This window comes from Methylobacterium sp. Leaf93 (assembly GCF_001422345.1).
Taxonomy (GTDB): Bacteria; Pseudomonadota; Alphaproteobacteria; order Rhizobiales; family Beijerinckiaceae; genus Methylobacterium; species Methylobacterium bullatum.
The window spans coordinates 182299-205033 of record NZ_LMMS01000028.1 but is presented as its reverse complement, the minus strand read 5'-3'; the positions used below and the strand labels follow the sequence as shown (position 1 = coordinate 205033).

Annotated in this window: 18 protein-coding genes; 9 read left to right on the top strand and 9 right to left on the bottom strand. The window is 66.3% G+C overall.

Annotated features, from left to right (window positions below; genetic code table 11):
• Window positions 1–58: 58 nt before the first annotated feature.
• Window positions 59–1309: an adenylate/guanylate cyclase domain-containing protein gene (locus tag ASF26_RS18635; RefSeq protein ID WP_056257474.1), complete on the bottom strand. Its 1251-nt coding sequence runs from the start codon at window positions 1307–1309 to the stop codon at window positions 59–61.
• Between the two features lie 163 nt (window positions 1310–1472).
• On the opposite strand from ASF26_RS18635, the gene ASF26_RS18630 reads away from it, so the two are divergent.
• On the top strand, window positions 1473–1862 hold the full coding sequence (locus tag ASF26_RS18630) for a hypothetical protein (RefSeq protein ID WP_056257469.1): 390 nt from the start codon (window positions 1473–1475) through the stop codon (window positions 1860–1862).
• A 132-nt stretch (window positions 1863–1994) separates the two neighbouring features.
• On the opposite strand, the gene rpoD is transcribed toward ASF26_RS18630, so the two are convergent.
• The 3 genes from rpoD to ASF26_RS18615 all read right to left on the bottom strand — a co-directional run bounded on the left by rpoD (window position 1995) and on the right by ASF26_RS18615 (window position 6726).
• Window positions 1995–3995: an RNA polymerase sigma factor RpoD gene (gene rpoD, locus ASF26_RS18625; RefSeq protein WP_056257466.1), complete on the bottom strand. Its 2001-nt coding sequence runs from the start codon at window positions 3993–3995 to the stop codon at window positions 1995–1997.
• A 199-nt stretch (window positions 3996–4194) separates the two neighbouring features.
• Window positions 4195–6120 (bottom strand): DNA primase, encoded by a 1926-nt coding sequence (gene dnaG / locus ASF26_RS18620; protein WP_082477700.1) that lies wholly within the window; start codon window positions 6118–6120, stop codon window positions 4195–4197.
• A gap of 144 nt (window positions 6121–6264) precedes the next feature.
• Window positions 6265–6726: a GatB/YqeY domain-containing protein gene (locus ASF26_RS18615; RefSeq protein ID WP_056257596.1), complete on the bottom strand. Its 462-nt coding sequence runs from the start codon at window positions 6724–6726 to the stop codon at window positions 6265–6267.
• A gap of 227 nt (window positions 6727–6953) precedes the next feature.
• Here ASF26_RS18615 and carA point away from each other — a divergent pair, with 227 nt between their 5' ends.
• Together carA and ASF26_RS18605 are read left to right on the top strand one after the other, a co-directional pair.
• On the top strand, window positions 6954–8192 hold the full coding sequence (gene carA / locus ASF26_RS18610; protein WP_056257459.1) for a glutamine-hydrolyzing carbamoyl-phosphate synthase small subunit: 1239 nt from the start codon (window positions 6954–6956) through the stop codon (window positions 8190–8192).
• Between the two features lie 201 nt (window positions 8193–8393).
• Window positions 8394–8771: a hypothetical protein gene (locus ASF26_RS18605; RefSeq protein WP_056257450.1), complete on the top strand. Its 378-nt coding sequence runs from the start codon at window positions 8394–8396 to the stop codon at window positions 8769–8771.
• A gap of 51 nt (window positions 8772–8822) precedes the next feature.
• Here ASF26_RS18605 and ASF26_RS18600 read toward each other — a convergent pair whose 3' ends face one another.
• A complete protein-coding gene (locus ASF26_RS18600; protein WP_056257448.1) occupies window positions 8823–9263 on the bottom strand; it encodes a pseudoazurin in 441 nt (146 codons plus the stop codon).
• 317 nt (window positions 9264–9580) lie between these two features.
• Between ASF26_RS18600 and carB the strand changes: the two genes are divergently transcribed.
• From carB to ASF26_RS18570, 6 genes are all read left to right on the top strand, one after another.
• On the top strand, window positions 9581–13066 hold the full coding sequence (gene carB, locus ASF26_RS18595) for a carbamoyl-phosphate synthase large subunit (RefSeq protein WP_056257446.1): 3486 nt from the start codon (window positions 9581–9583) through the stop codon (window positions 13064–13066).
• 125 nt (window positions 13067–13191) lie between these two features.
• Complete coding sequence (greA, locus tag ASF26_RS18590; RefSeq protein ID WP_187273304.1) at window positions 13192–13668, top strand: transcription elongation factor GreA; 477 nt, start codon at window positions 13192–13194, stop codon at window positions 13666–13668.
• Window positions 13669–13685: 17 nt separating this feature from the next.
• Complete coding sequence (locus ASF26_RS18585; RefSeq protein ID WP_156463041.1) at window positions 13686–14222, top strand: hypothetical protein; 537 nt, start codon at window positions 13686–13688, stop codon at window positions 14220–14222.
• 34 nt (window positions 14223–14256) lie between these two features.
• A complete protein-coding gene (locus ASF26_RS18580) occupies window positions 14257–15285 on the top strand; it encodes a mitochondrial fission ELM1 family protein (RefSeq protein ID WP_056257593.1) in 1029 nt (342 codons plus the stop codon).
• Window positions 15286–15299: 14 nt separating this feature from the next.
• On the top strand, window positions 15300–16274 hold the full coding sequence (gene trxB / locus ASF26_RS18575) for a thioredoxin-disulfide reductase (protein ID WP_056257441.1): 975 nt from the start codon (window positions 15300–15302) through the stop codon (window positions 16272–16274).
• A 232-nt stretch (window positions 16275–16506) separates the two neighbouring features.
• Window positions 16507–17397, top strand: coding sequence for a LysR family transcriptional regulator (locus ASF26_RS18570; RefSeq protein WP_026176123.1), 891 nt, complete (start codon window positions 16507–16509; stop codon window positions 17395–17397).
• A gap of 12 nt (window positions 17398–17409) precedes the next feature.
• On the opposite strand, the gene msrP is transcribed toward ASF26_RS18570, so the two are convergent.
• The 4 genes from msrP to ASF26_RS18550 all read right to left on the bottom strand — a co-directional run bounded on the left by msrP (window position 17410) and on the right by ASF26_RS18550 (window position 22570).
• The gene (msrP, locus tag ASF26_RS18565; RefSeq protein ID WP_056257438.1) at window positions 17410–18366 is read right to left on the bottom strand and encodes a protein-methionine-sulfoxide reductase catalytic subunit MsrP; all 957 of its coding nucleotides are present in this window, start codon (window positions 18364–18366) and stop codon (window positions 17410–17412) included.
• A 142-nt stretch (window positions 18367–18508) separates the two neighbouring features.
• Complete coding sequence (locus ASF26_RS18560) at window positions 18509–20200, bottom strand: AMP-binding protein (protein WP_056257590.1); 1692 nt, start codon at window positions 20198–20200, stop codon at window positions 18509–18511.
• A 97-nt stretch (window positions 20201–20297) separates the two neighbouring features.
• Window positions 20298–20978 carry a hypothetical protein gene (locus ASF26_RS18555; RefSeq protein ID WP_244475987.1) on the bottom strand — a complete coding sequence of 227 codons (681 nt, stop codon included), beginning with the start codon at window positions 20976–20978 and terminating at the stop codon, window positions 20298–20300.
• A 95-nt stretch (window positions 20979–21073) separates the two neighbouring features.
• Window positions 21074–22570 (bottom strand): leucyl aminopeptidase, encoded by a 1497-nt coding sequence (locus ASF26_RS18550; RefSeq protein WP_056257432.1) that lies wholly within the window; start codon window positions 22568–22570, stop codon window positions 21074–21076.
• Between the last annotated feature and the right edge of the window lie 165 nt (window positions 22571–22735).

Genomic DNA, 22735 nt, shown 5'->3' with positions numbered 1-22735 from the left:
GGGCAAGGACCACGCTCCGGTCAATCCCCGCCAACGCCGTTTGATATGCCAGCCGGTGTCAGAGTGCCGCCGGTGTCCGGCCCGGCCGGTAGACGCCCATCGGTTCGGCGAACCCGTCGAGCGCGTGCTCGCCGAGGGATTCCGACTCGTCCCAGAGGAAATCGACGAAGGGCTTCGACATCAGGAGCGGTTCGCCGAGGACCTTGTTCAGGCGCGCGAGCCGGCTCGCCAGATTCACGTCGCGGCCGATGACGGTGAAGTCGAGGCGCGCGCCGGAACCGACATTGCCGTAGGCCGCCTCCCCGTGGTGGAGCGCGATGCCGGCAACGACGGGCTGCGCGAAACGCCCGATGGCATTCGCCTCGTCGAGGGCGGAGAGGGCGGAACGAGCGGCGATGAGCGCGCCCTTGGCGGCCCCGCCGAGATCGTCGCCGCGCTCGCGGAAGATCGCCAGCAGCCCGTCGCCGAGATATTTCAGAACCTCGCCGCCTTCCCGCTCCACCGCCGGCACCAGGCAATCGAAGAAGATGTTGAGGAGGTCAACGGCCTCCTCGGGCGTCATGTTGGCGGAGATCTGGGTGTAGTCTCGCATATCGGCGAACAGGATGGCCGAGCGGATGCGCTTGACCTGCCCGCGACGTATATCGCCGGACAGGATCGCCCGGTGGGGCTCGTCGCCCACATAGATGCGCAGGACCTGATCCAGCGTCTTGTTGACGATCCGCATCTCCATCACCGCCGCCAGGGTCGGCATGACGAACCGGAGTATGGCGATGTCCTCGTCGCGGAATCCGTCCGGGGCGCGGGTCGCGAAGGTGATGCCGTTGCGCGAGCCGTTGGTGAAGAACAGCGGCGCCACGATGTAATGCGTATAGCCCCCGGCCTTGAGATCGCCGATGATCGAATATCGCAAATCATCCGCGTCGTTCAGGTCGACCATCAGCCATTCGCCGGTCTCATGGACGGTGAAGAACGGGCTGTCGTGATAGGCCTTGTCGGACGCTTCCCCATGCGGGAACAGGCGCACGGTCGATCCGCTCTCGGGGGTCCAGAATCGGCCGACCCCGGAATACTCGGAATGGAGCGTGTCGATGGCGGTGGATGCCCGGTCGACGGGAACGCCGAGGGCGATCAGTCGCTCCGACATCCCCGCCAGGAGGTCGTCCGCCTGCGGCAGGCGCGCTCCTTCGATCAGGAGCCAATCCCTCAGGGCGACACATTCCTGCAGGGACCCGAACGGCACGTCGTTCGCCTCCGACCCATCCGCTTCGGCAGTCGGCGAGGGATGAGGCGGGCCAAGATCGAGCATGTTTCCAAAGTGGGTCGGAGTGGGCCGGGCGGCAACGGTTGTCGCTCCGTTCATCGCGAAGTCCGACGGGAATTATCGTCCCATTGGTGCCATGATAAGGTGAAAATGACGATCACCGGCTAAACGTGATGCCGAGATTCTACTCCCGTCATCGGAACCACCCATGCCTATCGCACCCCGCGCCGTCGCCCTCGTGATCGCCATGGCGCTTGCCGGGGCCGCGCAGGCCGGTCCCGTCCTGCTTCCCGCCGCCAACACTCCCGTGCAGACTCCCCCCGCATCGCGGGACGAAGCCGGCTCTCCGACGACATCGAGCTTTTCGGAGTCCAACGAAGCCAGCAGCCGGCGTCAGACGGTCTTCAACGAGCGGATCGCCCGCCGCGGAGAACGGGCCATCGCCTCTCTCTGCACGGGTTGCAGGACGGATGGGTCTCGACAGAAGCAGCGCGTCGCCGGGCGCGTGCCCCCTGTGGCGGGCGCCGTCATGCCCGACGCCGAAAGCATCTATTCGCGCAAGCGCGGCTTCGATCCGGCTCAGGCAGGGAACCAATGAGGGCTCGGAGGCAAAGTATAGCCTCCCCTAGCGTGAAAACGTAATCGGAAACGACAATGGCGCACCCTTCGGTGCGCCATTGTCGTTTCCGATAGACACTCCCCCATCACGAAAGAGAGGGCTGTTCCGCCCTCAATTGTCGAGGAAGCTCCGCAGCTTGCGCGAACGGCTCGGGTGCTTGAGCTTGCGCAGCGCCTTCGCCTCGATCTGACGGATACGCTCGCGGGTCACCGAGAATTGCTGACCGACCTCTTCGAGGGTGTGGTCGGTATTCATGCCGATGCCGAAGCGCATGCGGAGCACACGCTCCTCGCGCGGCGTCAGCGAAGCCAGCACGCGGGTCGTGGTCTCGCGCAGGTTCGACTGGATCGCCGCATCGATCGGCAGAACGACGTTCTTGTCCTCGATGAAATCGCCGAGATGCGAATCCTCCTCGTCGCCGATGGGCGTCTCGAGAGAGATCGGCTCCTTGGCGATCTTCAGGACCTTTCGGACCTTTTCCAAAGGCATGGCCAGCTTCTCGGCCAGCTCCTCGGGAGTCGGCTCGCGGCCGATTTCGTGCAGCATCTGGCGCGAGGTCCGAACGATCTTGTTGATCGTCTCGATCATGTGCACCGGAATGCGGATGGTGCGGGCCTGATCGGCGATCGAGCGGGTGATCGCTTGTCTGATCCACCAGGTGGCATAGGTCGAGAACTTGTAGCCCCGGCGATACTCGAACTTATCGACCGCCTTCATCAGGCCGATATTGCCTTCCTGAATGAGGTCGAGGAACTGCAGGCCGCGGTTGGTGTATTTCTTGGCGATGGAGATCACGAGGCGGAGATTGGCCTCAATCATCTCCTTTTTGGCCTGACGGGCTTCGCGCTCGCCCTTCTGGACCATGTTGACGATCTTGCGGTACTCGCCGATCTCGAGACCGGTCTCGGAGGCGAGCGTCAGGATCTGCTCGCGCAGGTCGGCGACCTGCTTGGCGCCCTTCTCGACCAGGTTCTTCCAGCCCTTGCCACCGAGCTTGCCGACACGCTCCATCCAGTTCGGATCGAGCTCCCAGCCCTGGTAGTGGCGCAGGAACTCGTCACGAGCGACGCCGTGGCTCTCGGCATAGCGCATGAGGCGGCCCTCGTGGCTGATGAGGCGCTTGTTGATGTCGTAGAGCTGCTCGACGAGCGCCTCGATGCGGTTCGAGTTCAGGGACAGTGACTTCACGTCGGCGACGACGGTGTCCTTGAAATCGGACTGCTTCTGGCTCTGGGCGGAGGTCTGCGTGCCACCGCCGGCCTTCAGGTCGGCATGCTCGTTCTGGAGCTTGCGCAGCTTCTTGTAGTTGTTGGCGATGTTGTCGAACGTCTCGAGAACGCGCGGCTTGATCTCGGCTTCCATCGCCGCGAGCGAGACGTTGTTCTCCATGTCGTCTTCGTCGTCGCCGCCCTCGGCGGGGATCGGTGCCTCCGCCTCGGCCTCGTCGCCCTCCTCGCCCTCGGTCAGCTGCGGTGCATTCTTGGCGTCCGGGCCGGCATAGGTGGCTTCGAGATCGATGATGTCGCGCAGGAGCACGCGGCCGTCGACGAGCTCGTCGCGCCAGATGATGATGGCCTGGAATGTCAGCGGGCTCTCGCAGAGGCCCGCGATCATGGCTTCGCGGCCGGCCTCGATGCGCTTGGCGATGGCGATTTCGCCCTCGCGGGAGAGAAGCTCCACCGAGCCCATCTCGCGCAGGTACATCCGCACCGGATCGTCGGTCCGGTCGGTGGGCTCCTTGGCCGTCGTCTCGCGCACGGCGAGGGGCTTGGTCGGCGCGATCTCGGCGACTTCCGTCCCCTCGGCGGCCTCGTCGTCGTCGGAGGCTTCGCCGTTGGCCGGCTTCTCGCCACCGGCATCCTCGGTCTCTTCCGCCTCGACGACGTTGATGCCCATCTCGGAGAGCTGCGACAGCACGTCCTCGAGCTGGTCCGGATCGGACTGGCCCTCGGGCAGCACCTCGTTGATCTCCTCGTAGGTGATGTAGCCGCGCTTCTTGGCGAGCTTCACCATCCGCTTGACCGAGGCATCGGTCAGATCGAGGAGCGGTCCGTCCGTCTGTTGCTCAGGAGCAGCATCGGTTTCGTCCCGTTCCGTTGCCTTCGTCGCCATGGTCCGCCTATTGTTGCCCTGGTCGCGTTGAGCGGGAGCGTTCGGCTCACTCCGCGTCGTCCACGCCGCCATTCTCTTTGATGTGCGGCGCGCACGAGGCGACCGCGTCGATATCTCATGTCCCGGTCTACAAGCGCTACGCTTGACCGACTGTTAACCATGTGCCGCAAGCGGCACCCTAAATTCCGGTTCGTCGCGGTTACGCGGCCGCCGTATCGTCCGATTCTGGCACTTCGGCGTCCGCCTCCGCCCCTGCGACCACGGCCATACGTTCCTTGACGTCACATAGCCAAGCGAAGTTGGCCTCGGATCCCTCCTCGGCCAGTGCTCTCTCGGCAGCGCGAAGTTCGCTATTTAGCGCGCCAGACTTCCGGTGCAAGATCACGGCCTGACGCAATGCGTCTTCCAGACGCATCCGGTCCGCGTGCGAATCGAGTGTCCAGCGGTCTCCCGGCCTAACGTGGGTCGCAAGGCGTGTGGCTGCGCCGTCGAGCCCCGCCCTCCGCAATCGGCTCTCCAGAACCTCAACATCGGGCTGATCGGCATCCGCCGCCTGGTCCAGCAGGAGGGACCGCAGCGCCTGCGCATCGGGATCGTCGAGCTCCAGAGCCGCAAGATCCTCGGCTTCTATCCCCAACAATTCCGGGTGGGCGAGGAGACTGGAGACGATCATCGCCTCGCGATCCCTGAACATAGCCGTCCCGCCGGAATTCGTCGACCCGGCGAAGAGCGGATTGAACTTCGTGGTGATTCGCGGCGAGGGCGGCGGGTCTCCCGGCCTCGGCTTGCGCTGGAACGTCGAGCCTCCTCCGCTCCGGGGCTCGTAGCCGGTCCGGCGCTGGCCGCCGCCACCGCCGCCGGGAGAAAGGGCGCGCAGGCGCCCCTCGATCTCGTCCTTGTAGAACCGCCGCACCGTCTCGTCGCGGATCGAGGCGACCATCTCCCGCAGGTTTTTAGCGAGGCCGGCCTTGCGTTCGGGCGTATCCGTCGGCGTCGATTCGGTGGCGCGCGACCACAACACCTCCACGAGGGGGCGGGCTCCGTCGAGCACCCGGTCGATGGCCGAGGCGCCGGCCGAGCGGAGCAGGTCGTCGGGATCCTGCCCTTCCGGCAGGAGGGCGAAGCGGAGCGACTTGCCCGGCGTCAGCCCCGGCAGCGCCACGTCGAGGGCCTTGAACGCCGCGCGCTGACCCGCACCGTCGCCGTCGAAACACAGAATCGGCTCGTCGGCATGGCGCCAGAGCAGGGCCAGCTGTTCCTCCGTCAAGGCCGTGCCGAGGCCGGCGACCGCGTTCGGGTGTCCGGCCATGGTCATGGCGATGACGTCGACATAGCCTTCCACGGCGATGATCGTCCCGCGATCATGGGCGGCCTTGCGGGCGCCATGCAGGTTGTAGAGCACCTGCCCCTTGTGGAAGAGCGGGGTCTCCGGCGAATTCATGTACTTCGCCTTGGCGTCGGCCTGCATCGCGCGGCCGCCGAAGGCGATGACCCGGCCCCGGCTGTCGGTGATGGGAAACATCACCCGGTCGCGGAACTTGTCGAAGGGGACGGCGATGTCGTCGCCACTGACGAGCAGGCCGAGTTCGGCCATCAGCTCCTTGTCCACGTCCTTGGCGGCCAGATAATCGCGCAGGCCGTAGCGCTCCGACGTGGCGTAGCCGAGCCGGAAACGCGAGCGGATCTCGGGGCCGAGTTCGCGCCGGTCGAGATAGGCGCGGGCGCTGGTGCCGAGGCGGCCCTTGAGCTGGTCCTCGTAATAGGAAGCTGCCAGTTCCATGAGCTCGAAAGCGCCGGTGCGCTTCGTCTCCATCTCCCGCGCATCGGCGCTTGGCGCGGGCAGGGTCACCCCCGCCTCCCCGGCCAGGCGCTCCACCGCCTCGGGAAAGCTGAGGCCCTCGGTCTCCATCAGGAAGGTGAAGACGTCACCGTGCTTGCCGGACGAGAAGCAGTGATAGAACTGCTTCTGGTCGTTGACGTAGAAGGACGGGGTCTTCTCCGAATTGAACGGCGACAGGCCGCGCCACTCGCGGCCAGCCTTCTTCAGCCGCACGCGCCGCCCGACCACGTCGGAAGCGGGAAGCCGCGCCCTGATCTCTTCGAGGATGTGGGGTGGGTAGCGCACGGGTGAACCAGACCTTTGCAGGCCGGCAGTCTAGCCTACAGCGTTTAAGGAGTCCCGAACGCTTCGACGCATCCGCCCCTCGCGCCTCGATATGAGACGGTGACGAGTGGGCCTCATCACCGTCCGTTCGATGGATGCCGGCCTTCAGGCCTTGGCGTTGAGCACGTCCTTGACCAAACCGCTCGCCTTGCCGAAATCCATCCGGCCGGCGAACTTGCCCTTCAGGGCGGCGATGACCTTGCCCATGTCCTTCGGGCCGGCCGCGCCGGTCTCGGCCACGGCACCCTCGATGGCGGCGCGGGTCTCGGCTTCGTCCATCTGCTGGGGCAGGTAGCCGGCGATGATCGCGGCCTCGGCCCGCTCGGTCTCGGCGAGCTCGGGACGACCGCCCTGGTCGTAGACGCCGGCCGATTCGTTGCGCTGCTTGATCATCTTCTGCAGCAGGGCGAGGATTTCCTCCTCGGAGGCCGGCTCCTTGCCGAGGCCACGGGCCTCGATGTCCTTGTCCTTCAAGGCGGCCTGGATCATCCGCACGGTGGCGAGCTTGGCCTTGTCGCCGGCCTTCATGGCCTCTTTCATCTCGGTGGTGAGGCGCGCGCGCAGCATGGTCGTCTCCTGAAAATCGTCTCGGCGGAATGTCATAGCTGGGCTCGGCGCCCGGATGGTCTGCGAATTGCTGAGATCGGCCGACCGAGGTGGTTGAGCCGGTCGGGAACAGGGGCCACATTGACCCCATCACGGCCCGCTCGTTATGAGCGCCGCACAATGCGCCACCCGCACGTGCCGTCGCACCGGCGTCGATGGGTCGGCCGGACATAAGCGAGATCGCGACGATGCTGCAAGACGAAGGCGCCCCGGCGCAATCCTCCTCCACGCCCGCACCCTGGGCCGAGCCCGTCGCGACAGCCCTCCTCGTGCTGGCCGACGGCACCGTCCTCGAAGGATTCGGCATCGGCCAGACCGGGGCCGCCGATGGCGAGGTCTGTTTCAACACGGCGATGACCGGCTACCAGGAGATCCTGACCGACCCCTCCTATGCCGGCCAGATCGTCACCTTCACCTTTCCGCATATCGGCAATACCGGCACCAATGACGAAGACCTGGAGAGCCTCGACGCGGCTCCGGCCTCCGGCGTCCGCGGCGCGGTCATCGCCTCGGCCGTCACCAACCCATCGAGCTGGCGCTCGTCGAGCCATCTCGACGCCTGGCTGAAGGCGCGCGGCATCGTCGGCATCACCGGGATCGACACGCGGGCGCTCACCGCCCTCATCCGCGACCAAGGCATGCCCAACGCCGTCATCGCCAACGATCCGGAAGGCCGGTTCGACCGCGAGGCACTGAAGGCGCGCGCCGCCGCCCTTGCCCCGATGGAGGGACTCGACCTCGTTCCGCCGGTCACGAGCCGCGAGACGTCCGACTGGTCGCAGACGACCTGGGCGGTGAAGAGCGGCTACGGCAGCCGCCAGATCGGCGCGGGCCTCAAGGTCGTCGCCATCGATTACGGGGTGAAGCGCAACATCCTGCGCCTGCTCGCCGAGGCCGGCTGCGATGTCACCGTCGTGCCCGCCACCACCTCCGCCGCCGCGATCATGGCGATGAAGCCCGACGGCGTCTTCCTCTCGAACGGTCCGGGCGATCCGGCCGCCACTGGCGAATACGCGGTCCCGGTGATCCGCGAGCTTCTGAACGAGAAGGTGCCGACCTTCGGCATCTGCCTTGGGCACCAGCTCATGGGTCTGGCGCTCGGCGGACGCACCGTGAAGATGGCTCAGGGCCATCACGGGGCCAACCACCCGGTGAAGGACAAGACCACGGGGAAGGTCGAAATCGTCTCGATGAACCACGGCTTCGCCGTCGATCCGGCCAGCCTGCCCGACACGGCGGTGGAGACGCACATCTCGCTGTTCGACGGCTCGAATTGCGGCCTTACCCTCACCGACCGCCCGGCCTTCTCGGTTCAGCACCACCCGGAAGCCTCGCCGGGCCCGCGCGACAGCCACTACCTGTTCGAGCGGTTCGTGGCGCTGATGCGCAGCGGCAAGGCGGAGACGGCCCCCACCACCGCCGCGTAGGGCCGTATCGCTCACCACACCGGGCACATTCTTCGTGTTCCAACAACCCCTGGCGGATCGCCGCCGGGGCATTCGCGAAATGGTTCCCGCGCCCGTCACAAAAAACCCGGCTTTGACCGGCACTCCCCGAAGCCAATGACGATGGGCACGGCAACGCCGCCGCAACGATCGTCCGGCTGCCACGAGCACGGGGTTTTCCACATGACGTTCGACGACGCGCGCGATGATTTCTCACGCCTGCATCGGGTCTTCACGTTCCATCTCGGCGTGGGTGTCGCCCTCGCCTGGATGACCGCCCTGTATTCGGCCTGCTACGCCCCGTGGGTCCGCAACATCCGCGCGCTCATCGACCCGGCCGGCGGCACCCAAACCGTCGAGAGCACCTGGTCCTTCCTGTTCGTTCTGCCCGTCGTCCTCACCATCGCCTGGCTCAGCCTGTTCTTCGGCCGCGAAATCCTGCGCCGCTCGCAGACCCTGCCCAACGTCGCCCTCGAATTCGCCGCCGCCGCCGCCGTGGCCTTCGGCGTGTTCTACCTCTCCATCGATCGCGCGGTGGCCGCCCTCTATATCGGCCTCTGACGGCACCGCGCGGGTAGTCGGAGGCGGCTAGGCGCCGCCTCCTCTCTCACCTCACTGAACCTGGGCGAGCAGGGGCTCGAACCGCTTGGCGGCGAGCTTGTTGTGCGTCACCGCCTTCGCCGCTTCGAGGTTCTCCGGCTTGTCGCCGACCACCACCACGGCGATCATGCCCATGAGGTAATGCGGCGAGCACTTGATGCCGTAGACCCCGGGCTTGTCGAACTTGACGACCTCCTCCTTGCCCAGGACGGTCTTGAAAGTCTCCGCCCCCTCGGGCGCCATGCCCTTGATCAGCTCGGCATTGTGCCCCTTGTCCTGGGGGACGAACTTGATGCTGTCGCCTGGCGCCAACTTCACGAAGGCAGGGTCGAAGACCATCAGACCACCCGGCCCGCTGTTGAGGGTCTTCACGGTGATCTCGGCGGCGAAAGCGGCTGGGCCGGTGGCGATGCACAGGGCCAGCGTGCCCACGAGCGTTCCTAGCTTTATCATTCTTATCCTCGATTTAGACTTGTTCGAGATCGACAAGGCGCCGATCGTCTCAATTACATGGCTCCGTCGAGGGAGCAATATTTTGTGTCTTCTTAGATTTATAGTTATTATAGCTTGATTGTCCTTGGCGGCAGAACGGCAGACGTCCGGGGCGGGCACAATCGTCGCCAAGTCTCTCGGCGCTCTTCCAAAACCCTCCCGCCGCGTGTAGACGCGAACCCTAACGATCATTCACGCCGCTCGCGTCCATATCCGGCCCGCTCCAGATTGTGGCGCCGCGCTTGACGGACGCGCGCGTCGGCAAGCCAAGGCGCCCGATGCCGAAACGCACCGACCTCTCCACGATCCTCATTATCGGTGCCGGTCCGATCGTGATCGGACAGGCCTGCGAGTTCGACTATTCCGGGACGCAGGCCTGCAAGGCGCTGCGCGAGGAGGGGTACCGGATCGTCCTGGTCAATTCGAACCCGGCGACCATCATGACCGACCCGGACATGGCGGATGCGACCTATGTCGAGCCGATCACGCCGGAGATCGTCGCCAAGATCATCGAGAAGGAGCGCCACGTCCTTCCCGGCGGCTTCGCCCTGCTGCCGACCATGGGCGGCCAGACGGCCTTGAACTGCGCCCTTTCGCTCAAGAAGCTGGGCATCCTCGAAAAATTCGACGTCCAGATGATCGGCGCCACGGCAGAGGCCATCGACAAGGCCGAAGATCGGCAATTGTTTCGTGACGCGATGACCAAGATCGGCCTGGAAACGCCGAAATCGGCCGTCGCCAACGCATCCGCCGCCAAGAAGGTGGATCGCGAGAAGTACCTCGCCGAGATCGCCCGGATCGAGACCTCCACCGACGAGGCCGCTCGCCCGGCCGCCCTCGCCGCGTTCGAGAAGAAGTGGCACGCGGGCGAGTCCGACCGGCGCAAGCGCTACGGCGAGCATGCCATCGGGCAGGCGCTGATCGCGCTGGCCGAAGTCGGCCTCCCGGCCATCATCCGCCCTTCCTTCACCATGGGCGGCACCGGCGGCGGCATCGCCTACAACCGGGAAGAGTTCCTCGACATCGTCGAGCGCGGCATCGACGCTTCGCCGACCAACGAGGTCCTGATCGAGGAGAGCGTCCTCGGCTGGAAGGAATACGAAATGGAGGTCGTTCGCGATAAGAACGATAACTGCATCATCGTCTGCTCCATCGAGAACATCGATCCGATGGGCGTCCATACCGGCGATTCCATCACCGTGGCCCCGGCCCTGACGCTCACGGACAAAGAGTATCAGGTGATGCGCGACGCATCGCTCGCAGTTCTGCGTGAGATCGGCGTGGAGACCGGCGGCTCGAACGTGCAGTTCGCCATCGACCCGGCCACCGGCCGGATGATCGTCATCGAGATGAACCCGCGCGTGTCGCGCTCGTCCGCGCTCGCCTCCAAGGCCACGGGCTTCCCCATCGCCAAGGTCGCGGCCAAGCTCGCGGTGGGCTACACCCTCGACGAGATCGCCAACGACATCACCGGCGGCGCGACCCCTGCCTCCTTCGAGCCGACCATCGACTACGTCGTCACCAAGATCCCGCGCTTCGCCTTCGAGAAGTTCCCGGGCGCCGAGCCGACGCTGACCACGGCGATGAAGTCGGTGGGCGAGGCCATGGCCATCGGCCGCTGCTTTGCCGAATCGCTGCAGAAGGCGCTGCGCTCCCTGGAGACCGGCCTCACCGGCCTCGACGAGATCGAGATCGAGGGTCTCGGCAAGGGCGACGACCACAACGCCATCAAGGCGGCCCTGGGCACGCCGACCCCGGACCGTCTCCTGAAGGTGGGACAGGCGCTCCGCCTCGGCGTCAGCCACGAGGAGGTCCACGCCTCGTGCAAGATCGATCCGTGGTTCCTCGAACAGCTCCAGGCGATCATCGACCTGGAGAACCGGGTCAAGGCCCACGGCATCCCCACTACACCCGGCGCCCTGCGCCAGCTCAAGGCGGCGGGCTTCTCGGATGCCCGCCTCGCGGTGCTCGCCAAGACCGACGAGGACAGCGTCCGCGCCGCCCGCAGGGCGCTGGGCGTCCGCCCGGTCTTCAAGCGCATCGACACCTGCGCGGCCGAGTTCAAGGCGCCCACCGCCTACATGTATTCCACCTACGTGGCGCCCTTCGCCGGCACCGTGGTCGACGAGGCGCAGCCCACCGACGCCAAGAAAGTCATCATCCTCGGCGGCGGACCCAACCGCATCGGCCAGGGCATCGAGTTCGACTATTGCTGTTGTCACGCCTGCTTCGCGCTCACCGAGGCCGGCTACGAGACCATCATGGTCAACTGCAACCCGGAGACGGTCTCCACCGATTACGACACGTCGGACCGGCTCTATTTCGAGCCACTGACCGCCGAAGATGTGTTGGAGATCATCGAGACCGAGCGGCAGGCTGGCACGCTGCACGGCGTCATCGTCCAGTTTGGCGGCCAGACCCCGCTCAAGCTCGCCCGCGCCCTCGAAGCGGCCGGCGTGCCGATCCTCGGCACCTCCCCTGACGCCATCGACCTCGCCGAGGACCGCGACCAGTTCAAGCGGCTCCTCGACAAGCTCGGGATGAAGCAGCCGAAGAACGGCATCGCCTATTCCGTCGAGCAGAGCCGCCTCGTGGCCTCCGATCTCGGCCTGCCCTTCGTGGTGCGCCCGAGCTACGTGCTGGGCGGCCGCGCCATGGCGATCATTCGCGACGAGGTCCAGTTCGCCGACTATCTCCTCGACACGTTGCCGAGCCTGATCCCGTCGGACGTGAAATCGCGCTATCCCAACGACAAGACCGGCCAGATCAACACGGTGCTGGGCAAGAACCCGCTCCTGTTCGACCGCTATCTTTCGGATGCCACCGAGATCGACGTGGATGCCATCTGCGATGGCAAGGACGTCTACATCGCCGGCATCATGGAGCACATCGAGGAGGCCGGCATCCATTCAGGCGATTCCGCCTGCTCGCTGCCCTCACGCTCGCTCTCGCCAGAGACCATCGCCGAACTGGAGCGCCAGACCAGGGCGATGGCCCTGGCCCTACAGGTCGGCGGCCTGATGAACGTGCAATACGCCATCAAGGACGGCGCGATCTACGTGCTGGAGGTGAACCCGCGGGCATCCCGCACGGTGCCCTTCGTCGCCAAGGTCATCGGCGAGCCCATCGCCAAGATCGCGGCGCGCGTCATGGCGGGCGAGCCGCTCGCGAGTTTCGGGCTCGAGCCCAAGGTCCTCGAACATATCGCCGTCAAGGAAGCCGTGTTCCCCTTCGCCCGTTTCCCCGGCGTCGATGTCCTGCTCGGACCGGAGATGCGCTCCACCGGCGAGGTCATCGGCCTCGATTCGAGCTTCGGCGTGGCCTTCGCCAAGAGCCAGCTCGGCTCGGGCACCCTCGTGCCGAAGAGCGGCGCGGTGTTCGTCTCGGTCCGTGACGCCGACAAGGCCCGCATCCTGCCGGCCATCCGGGAGTTGTCGGAGGCCGGATTCGTCATCGTCGCCACCAGCGGGACGCAGCGCTACCTCCTGGAGAACGGCGTCCCGACGGAGCGGGTGAACAAGGTGCTGGAGGGCCGGCCGCACGTGGTCGATTCGATCAAGAACGGCGACATCCAGCTCGTGTTCAACACGACGGAAGGTGCAGGCGCCCTGGCGGACTCGCGCTCCCTGCGCCGGGCGGCCCTCTTGCATAAAGTGCCGTACTACACCACTCTAGCCGGAGCGATGGCGGCGGCCGAGGGGATCAAGGCCTATCTCGAGGGTGATCTCCAGGTGCGCGCCTTGCAGGAATACTTCGCGGCTTAACATTTGATGTGGTGTCCGTCTTGACGGACACGGCAGATGCCAAGCTTCAAGACCATCTTACTCTGGCCCGGAGGGAGCGTCCCGCTCCCGACCGGGCCTATTCATTGTGGCGCGAGACGATGACGATAGACAAGGTTCCGATGACGGTGCGCGGGTTCGCTGCGCTGGAAGCCGAGCTGAAGCATCGCCAGCAGGTGGAGCGTCAGCGCATCATCCAGGCCATCTCCGAAGCGCGGGCGCTCGGCGACCTCTCGGAAAATGCCGAGTATCATGCCGCCAAAGAGGCGCAGTCCCACAACGAGGGGCGGGTGATGGAACTCGAGAGCATGATCGCCCGGGCCGAGGTCATCGACGTCACCAAGCTGTCGGGCACTAAGATCAAGTTCGGCGCCACGGTTAAGCTCGTCGACGAGGATACCGAGGAGGAGAAGACCTACCAGCTCGTTGGCGAGCCTGAGGCCGATGTCCGTTCGGGGCTGGTCTCGATCACCTCCCCCATCGCCCGCGCCCTCATCGGCAAGGGCGTCGGGGACACGGTGGAGGTGACGACCCCCGGCGGTGGCAAGTCCTACGAGGTCGTCGCGGTCCAGTACGGCGTTTGACGCCCGAGGCTCGGACCATGCGCCAGACAGTATTCAGCCGGTCCATCATGGGCTGGCGGCGGGCTTCGATCGGCCTCGTCACGATCCTGGCCATGGCTTCCCCTACCCTGGCCGAGGGTCTGTCGTCCTTCGGCGCCACGCGGCTGTCGGCGATCCGCGTCGATGTGGGGCCGCTTCTGGCGGCAGGCGGCGGCGCTCCCGCGGAAGCGTTGCGTGACGATCTTCTCGGCGCGCTGAACCGCGAATTCGCGGACAGGATCGGGGGCGCCGGACCGGTTCTGGTGGTGAGGATCAAGAGCCTGTCGCTCCGGCCCTATACCGGGAGCGAGGGGGGCCGCAGCGGCTTCGGCGGCGGCTCGCAATCCGATTATCTCGACGGGGAAGCCCTGATCGTCGGTCGCCGCGGTGAGTTCCTCGCCCGGCATCCGCAGCTGTCCGCGCTGCCATCGAGCTCGGGCGGGGCGTGGTACGATCCGGATTCGGAACGTCGCCGCGTCGCCGCGATCGCCCAGCATTATGCCGGCTGGCTGCGCCGGGCATTTCCGTCGAACTGACGCCGCCATGTCGATCTTGGGAGCGTCCGGCGTGATGCGATCTGCTGGAGAAAAACTCGGCACCGGCTCCGCGGCCCATCTCGCCCATGTGGGAGCGTGGATCGTCACCGACGGAAAAGCCGGTGACGAGAACCAGTGTATCGGCCTCGCGGAGACCCTCGGTCTCGATTTCGAGATCCACCGCGTCACGCCCCGCCCCCCCTTCGGCTGGCTCGCCCCGTGGGGGCCGATCGACCCGCGCGACCGCCCCGGCCATCGCGGCGGCGCCCTGGCCGGCCCGTTTCCCGAAATCGTGATCGCCTCGGGACGCCGCGCGGTTCCCTATCTCCGCGCGATCCGCAAGGCGTCGAAGGGCCGGACCTTCACCGCCTTCCTGAAGGATCCTCGGACGGGCCACGACACCGCGGATTTCATCTGGGTGCCGGATTACGACGACCTTCGCGGGCCTAACGTATTCACGACCCTGACGGCACCGCATCAGGTAACGGCGGCGCGGCTAGCCGCAGCGCGCCGTTCCCCCGACCCGCGCCTGATCCAGTTGCCGAAGCCTCGCGTCGCGGTGCTGATTGGCGGCGACAGCCGCCATCTGAGCTATCGTTCCGCCGACATGAAGCGGCTGCTCGCCAAATTGACGAAACTCGCCGATGGCGGATCGTCGCTCATGCTCACGGTGTCCCGCCGGACGCCGCCGCCCCTGCGGACGGCGCTTCAGCGCCTCGTCGCGGAGAAGGGCGGCTTCTTCTGGGACGGTTCGGGGGCGAACCCCTACGTCTCCCTGCTCGCTCTCGCCGACGCCATCGTGGTCACGTCGGATTCCGCCAACATGGTGGGAGAAGCAGTGAGCAGCGGTGCGCCGGTGCTTCTCTTCGATCTCCCGAAGACCTACATCCGGCACAGGCGGCTCTTTGCCGGACTGGCGATGGTGGGCGCCTTGAAGCCCTTCACCGGTCGTCTGGAAGAGTTGCATTACACCCCCCTCGACGCCACACCGGCCATCGCGGAAGCTATGGCCTGTGCCTTTGTCGAGCACCGCGCCGGGTTGGCACCTGCGCCGCGGCCGTAGGAGACGTCCGAACCATGGCCCCCCACCATTCCAAGCTCATCATCATCGGCTCAGGCCCCGCCGGCTACACCGCCGCCATCTATGCCGCCCGCGCCATGGTTGAGCCGCTGCTGATCTCCGGCTTCCAGCCCGGCGGCCAGCTCATGATCACCACCGATGTCGAGAATTATCCGGGCTTCGCCGACCCGATCCAGGGGCCGTGGCTGATGGAGCAGATGCGGCTCCAGGCCGAGCATGTGGGCACCAGGATCGTCTCCGAATACATCACCAAGGTCGACCTGCAGGCGCGGCCGTTCCATCTGGAGGCGGATTCCGGCGAGACCTACACCTGCGATGCGCTCATCATCGCCACCGGCGCTCAGGCGAAGTGGCTCGGCCTTCCCTCCGAGGCCAAGTTCCAGGGTTTCGGCGTCTCGGCCTGCGCCACCTGCGACGGGTTCTTCTTTCGCGGCAAGGAGGTCGTGGTGGTCGGCGGCGGCAACACCGCCGTGGAGGAGGCTCTCTACCTCGCCAACCTCGCCGCGAAGGTCACGGTGGTGCATCGCCGGGGCGAGTTCCGCGCCGAGCGCATTCTCCAGGAGCGCCTGTTCAAGCATCCTAACGTCGAAATTGTCTGGCATCACGCGATCGAGGAGATCTGTGGCACGCAGGCGCCGCCTTCGGTCACGCATCTGCGCCTGAAGGACGTGCGCTCGGGCGCGATCACGGAGCTCAAGGCGGACGGCGTGTTCATCGCCATCGGGCATCAGCCGGCGACGGGGATCTTCGAGGGACAGCTCGCTATGCGTCACGGCGGCTACATCGAGACGAAGCCGGGCACGACGGAGACGGCGATCCCCGGCGTCTATGCCGCCGGCGACGTCACGGACGATGTCTACCGGCAGGCGATCACCGCGGCAGGAATGGGCTGCATGGCGGCTCTGGAGGCCGAAAAGTACATCGCGGCCCTCGAACTCGGCGAAACCCCACAGCAGGCTGCAGCGGAATAGGGAAATCTTTGTTCGGCGCCTTGCGTCGGGCATCAACCTAATCGCAAGATCGTTGTCCTAAAACCAGCGTGAGCCGAGTTTCATCGGCTCGGCGTCCCATGTTGCCCGGCCGAACCGAATGAAACGGCGGCCGGGCACGCCGAGACACGGCAAGGGCCGATGCTTGACCGTACAGGGTCCGGCATCGGGCGACCGGCTATCGGCACGGGGCTGCGTGAGGGGGTTGGACGCCGTGGACTGGGACAAGATCCGGATCTTCCTCAACGTCGCAGAAGCCGGCAGCTTCACGCGTGCCGGCGACGATATCGGCCTGAGCCAATCGGCGGTGAGCCGGCAGATCAGCGCTCTCGAACGGGAGTTGAAGGCCCCTCTCTTCCACCGCCATGCGCGCGGCCTCATCCTGACCGAGCAGGGCGACCTGCTGTTCCGGGCGGCGCGGGACATGAAGCTGCGCCTGGAGAACACCAGGGCGCGTCTCGTGGAGACGAGCGAGCGTCCGAGCGGCGACCTCAAGGTGACGACGACGACGGGCCTCGGCACTTCGTGGCTCGCCCAGCGCGTCGCCGAGTTCCTCGACCTCTATCCCGACGTGCGTGTCGAACTGATCCTCACCAACGAGGAACTCGATCTCGCCATGCGCGAAGCGGACGTCGCCGTCCGGATGCGGCGCCCGGCCCAGCCCGATCTGATCCAACGGCGGCTGTTCACGGTCCACTACCATGCCTTCGCCTCGGCCGATTACGTGAAGCGATTCGGCGAACCCAAGGCGATCGCGGATCTCGACAACCACCGCCTCGTGTCCTTCGGCGGCAACGAGCCGTCCTACCTGCTGGCGACCCATTGGCTCTCGACAGTGGGCCGCGAAGGCCAGGAACGGAGGACGATTCACTTTACGGTGAACAACATCGCCGCCCTGCAGAACGCGATGGAGACCGGCGCCGGCATCGGCATCCTCCCCGACTACGCCGTGGAGGGACAGACCGGCCTCATGCAGGTGCTGCGCGACGTCGAGATGCCGCATATGGAGAGCTACCTCGTCTATGCCGAAGAGATGCGCTCCGTCGCCCGGGTGCAGGCCTTCCGCGACTTCCTCGTGGCCAAGGCCCAGCGCTGGACCTATTGACCGGAAGCCCGCTCAGACGAACAGGCGCTCGTTCTCGAGTCCCTTGTAGAGCCCGGCCACCTGCTCGCCGTAGCCGTTGTAGATCAGCGTCGGAACACGCTGGTCGGTGCCCAGCACGCGCTCCGATGCCTGACTCCAGCGTGGATGTGAGACCGCCGGGTTCACATTAGCCCAGAAGCCGTATTCCGAGGCCTGGAGTCCTTCCCAGAAGGTCTTCGGCCGCTCGGCGACGAAGGACAGCTTCACGATCGACTTCACCGATTTGAAGCCATACTTCCACGGCACCGTGAGGCGGATCGGCGCGCCGAACTGATTGGCTAGCGGCTTGCCGTAGATGCCCGTAGCGATGAAGGCGAGATCGTTGTTGGCCTCCTCCATCGTCAGCCCTTCCACATAGGGCCAGGGATACAGGAACGAGCGCTGCCCCGGCGCCATGGACTTGTCCATGAAGGTCTCCATGCGGAGGTACTTCGCGCCGGATGTGGGCTTCGCCAGGGCCACCAGCTTCGAGAGCGGGAAGCCCGTCCAGGGCACCGACATCGACCAGGCCTCGACGCACCGGTGCCGGTAGAGGCGCTCCTCCAGCCCCATCTTCCGGACGAGATCGTCGATCCCGATCTCGAACGGCTTCTCCACGAGGCCGTCGATCTTGATCGTCCAAGGCCTCGTCTTGAGCGCGTTGGCCGCCGGCAGCACGGTCTTGGACGTGCCGAACTCGTAGAAGTTGTTGTAATCCGCCGAGAACTTCTCGGCCGTCAGCGGACGGTCCAGCGCAAAGGCCTCGTTGCGCGCGGCCGGGTATAGGCCACTCGTCGGGTCGGCGGAGGCGAAGGCGCCCTCGACGCCCACAAGGGACGTCGCGGCGAGGCCGGCGGCGCCGCCGAGCAAGGCGCGGCGGTTCAGGAACACGCTCTCGGGCGTGGCGAGGCGCTCAGGCATTTCCCAGCCGCTACGGCGCTTGATGTACATGTGGCGTCCTCGAACAAGGATGGGGATGGCCGCGCAGAGCGGCCTCGTCCCACGAAGATCGACCCCGCCGCCCATCCGTGCAAGCGGGGCCTATCGTCACCGTTCGGCGAGACGCCGTCGCCGGTTACATTAGCGGAGCTCGTCAGGGGCGCGACGCCGCGTCGCGGAGAGCCCGACGGAGCACCTTGCCGACATTGGTCTTCGGCAGCGCGTCGTGGAAAACGACGCGCCTCGGCACCTTGTAGCCGGTGAGTTGCTGACGCGCGTAGGTCCGCAGCGCCTCGACGCCGACGCTGCCGTCCTTGAGCACCACATGCGCGACGACCATTTCGCCGGTCTCCTCGCATGGCGTGCCGACCACGGCGCATTCGAGCACGCCGGGATGGCCTACGAGGATCTCCTCCACCTCGTTCGGATAGACGTTGAAACCCGAGACCAGGATCATGTCCTTCATCCGGTCGACGATACGCACCTGCCCGTCCGCCTGGAGGATTGCCACGTCGCCGGTGCGGAAATAGCCGTCGCTGGTCGTCGCCCGCGCGGTCTCGTCCGGCCGTTTCCAATAGCCGGCCATGACCTGCGGGCCGCGCACGCAGAGCTCGCCGGGCTCGCCTGGGAGGACGTCCCTGCCCTCGGCATCGCGGATCGCCACATCGGTGGAGGGAACCGGGAAGCCGATCGTGCCGGTCCAATCCGCCCGAGGATCGTTCACGCAGACCACGGGCGAGGTTTCGGAAAGCCCGTAGCCCTCGACGATGGACTTGCCCGTGATCGCCTTCCACCTGGCCGCCACGGGAGCCTGCACGGCCATACCGCCGGCGATGACGAAATGGATCCTGGAGAAATCCACCTCCGCGATCTTCGGATGGTTGTTGAGCAGGTTGAACAGCGTGTTCACCCCGGAGAAATGGGTGAAGCGGTTGCCCTTCAGGGTCTTCACGAACCCGTCCACGTCGCGGGGATTGGGTATGAGCAGGCAGCATCCGCCTATGCTCATGAATAGGAAGAAGCAGCCGGTAAGGGCGAAGATGTGATAGAGCGGCAGGGCCGTGACCATTATCCGGTCGACCCCGTCGGTTTCCGACACGCTGAACCAGACCCGGCACTGAGCCACGTTGGCGACGACGTTGGCATGGGTCAGCATGGCGGCCTTGGCGGCGCCCGTCGTCCCTCCGGTATATTGCAGGAACGCGAGATCCAGCGGCCCGACCGTCACCGACGCCTTCGGCAGGCCTCGCCCGCGGCGCAGGACCGTCTCGAAGCGCAGCGTCTTACCCTCGGGCAGACGATAGGAAGGCACCGCCTTCTTGATATGGCGCGAGACGAGATCGACGATCCGCCCCTTGAGGCCGAGGCCGTCGCCCGGTCCGGCGACGACGATACGGTCGAGATTGATGTCGGCGCCCGCGCTGGCGACGGTATGGGCGAAATTCTCAAGGACGAAAAGCGCACGAGCCCCCGAATCGTTGATCTGCACCGTCAGTTCGCGCGGTGTGTAGAGTGGGTTGATATTGACTACGACACAGCCGGCCAGAAGGATCCCGTAGATCGCCGCCGGATAGGCCGGCACGTTCGGCATCATGATGGCGATCCGGTCGCCCTTCACGAACCCTTCGGCCACCAGCCAAGCGGCGATCGCCTCGGCGGAGGCGCCGAGTTCGGCATAGGTGACGGACTTTCCGAAACAGCGGATCGCCGGGCGGGCGGCACATTCCGTCGTGCTGAGGCGCAGGATGTCCACGAGGGTGCGCCAGCTCGCGACATCGATTTCGGCCGGGACGCCGGGCGGATACATGGAAAGCCATGGGCGCACGGAAACCGGCCCTGGGGCCATGCCTTGGATCATCTCGATCCTCCCTTTGATGCGCGGGGCGGCTTGGTGCCGCCTTCGTTCACATGTAAACTATCTTTTCGGTGTCCTGCCCATCCGATCAAGCCGCGATGGAGAGGGTATCCGGTTTCGTTCGCCGTGATCTGTCACGAAGCGCCAGCCAGACCAGGATGGCATGGGGCAGGAACGCGGCGAGAACGAGGGACACCCCCATCCCTGCCTCGCCGGCCGACATTGCGCGGCGGGGCCAGGGGCCGAAACCGGCTGGATGGGCCTGCCCGATCACCGCGAAGGCGAACCACAAGGCGAGAAAGCCCGTCCCGCATCGGAAGAGACCGGTCGCAAGGCGGCGGCCCAAAGACGGGGCGGACGCACCACCGCCGATAAGGATCCGGCTGACGGCCAAGGCCGACCCGAAGACGAAAGCCGACGCCGCGGCGCCGATGGCATAGGCGGCGTTCATGGGCTGGTAGGTGAGGAAGGTCATGCCGCCGGTGGCGAAGCCCGCCCGGAGAACGAGACCGCCGAAGGTCGGATAAAGGCCGAGGGCGAGGAGCAGCGCGGCCCCCGCCAAGGCCCCGGCGATGCGCCTGGAGAGCGACGCCGTGCTCGTCGCCGCCATCGCGACGATCCGCGCGAGAGCGTAGATCAGCGCGAATGTGAAGAGCGGGTATTGCAGCAGGAAGAACCCGTAGAACCGGGCGGCGATTTCGGGCGGCAGCGCCGAGGCCTGGCTCAGCCCGGTCAGGGCTGCGGCGCAGACGGCGAGCACCGCAGCCATGATCGGAAGCGCCGCAGCCACGACAGAAAGTGCCGCGGCTGCGGGAGGAGAGGCGGCGGCCGGGACAAGCACCGCGGACGCGCTGCCGGATGCCATCACGCCTCGTAATTGTCGCGCACGAGCCGGTCGAGGAGACGCACGCCCCAGCCGGCGCCCCAGCTCCGGTTGATCTCGCTGGGGCTCGACGACATCGCGACGCCGGCGATGTCGAGATGTGCCCACGGCACGTCGTTGACATAGCGCTTGATGAAGGACGCGGCGGTGGCCGCGCCGCCATGGCGCCCGCCGGTGTTCTTCATGTCGGCGAACTTCGAATCGATGGCCTTGTCGTAGGCCGGGATGAGCGGCATCCGCCACACCGCCTCGCCGGTGGCCTCGCTGGCGGCGGCGATCTTGGCGGCGAGCGCATCGTCGTTGGAGAACATGCCGGCGATGTCCTGGCCGAGGGCGACGATGATCGCCCCGGTGAGGGTCGCCAGATCGATCATGAATTTCGGCTTGTAGGCACTCTGCACGTGCCAGATCACGTCGGCGAGAACGAGGCGCCCCTCGGCGTCGGTGTTGATGATCTCGATGGTCTGGCCGGACATGGAGGTGACGATGTCGGCCGGGCGCATGGCGTTGCCGTCCGGCATGTTCTCGACGATGCCGATGGCACCGATGGCGTTGACCTTCGCCTTGCGCGAGGCGAGCGCGAACATCGTGCCCACGACGCAGGCGGCGCCGCCCATATCGCCCTTCATGTCTTCCATGCCGCCGGCGGACTTGATCGAGATACCACCCGAATCGAAGCAGACGCCCTTGCCGATGAAGGCGATCGGCGCCTCAGAGGCATCGTCGCCGCCGTTCCAGCGCATGACGACCACGCGGGCCTCACGCGTGGAGCCCTGAGCGACGGCGAGGAGCGCTCCCATGCCGAGGGCCTCGAGCTTGCCGGGACCGAGAACCTCGACCTCGACGCCGAGCTTGGTCAGTTCCTCGGCGCGCCGCGCGAACTCCTCGGGGAAGAGCACGTTCGGCGGCTCGTTGATGAGTTCACGCGCCAGGAGGACGCCGCCGGCCACGGCCTCCGAGACCTTGGAAGCCGCCTCCGCCGCCGAGGGATCGGCGACCATGAGAGTGAGCGCGGTGACGCGGGCCTCCTCGCCCTCCGGCTTCTTCTTCGTCTTGTAGCGGTCGAAGCTGTAGGCGCGCAGACGCGCACCGAGAGCGAAATCGGCGGCGTTCGCAGGGCTCACCGAGGAGCCGGGCCAATCGAGGGCGACATGGGCCTGGCGGCCGCTGACCTTGCTCGCGGCATAGCCGCCCAGCGCTGGCCAATCGATCTTAGTGCGGTCCTTCTCCGAACCGAGGCCGATGACGAGGAGCCGGTCGGCATCGATCCCGGCGGGGGCCGGGAGTGCCAGGGACGTCAGCGACTTGCCCTTGAACCGCTCGCTCGCGGCGGCGCGCGCCACCAGGTCGGCCGCGCCGCGGCCCAGGGCCTGCGCGACCGTGGGCGAAAGCGCCAGATCATCGCCGACGAAGAGAACGATGTCGCCGTGGCCGACCGGGCCGAGCGGCCCGAATGCGATCGTGATACCGTCCGCCATAAGTCACGCTTTCCGAAGGTCTGAATTGGTCCGTGCGGCCCGACACATGGCGCCGCGACGCTCCCTGTGTACCCGTTGATGCGAAGAACGCAACGCGATGCGACCGCCGCGAAAGCGCCTGATTTGACGTGCCCCAAGGCGATCGACATCGGTGGACGGGTACGA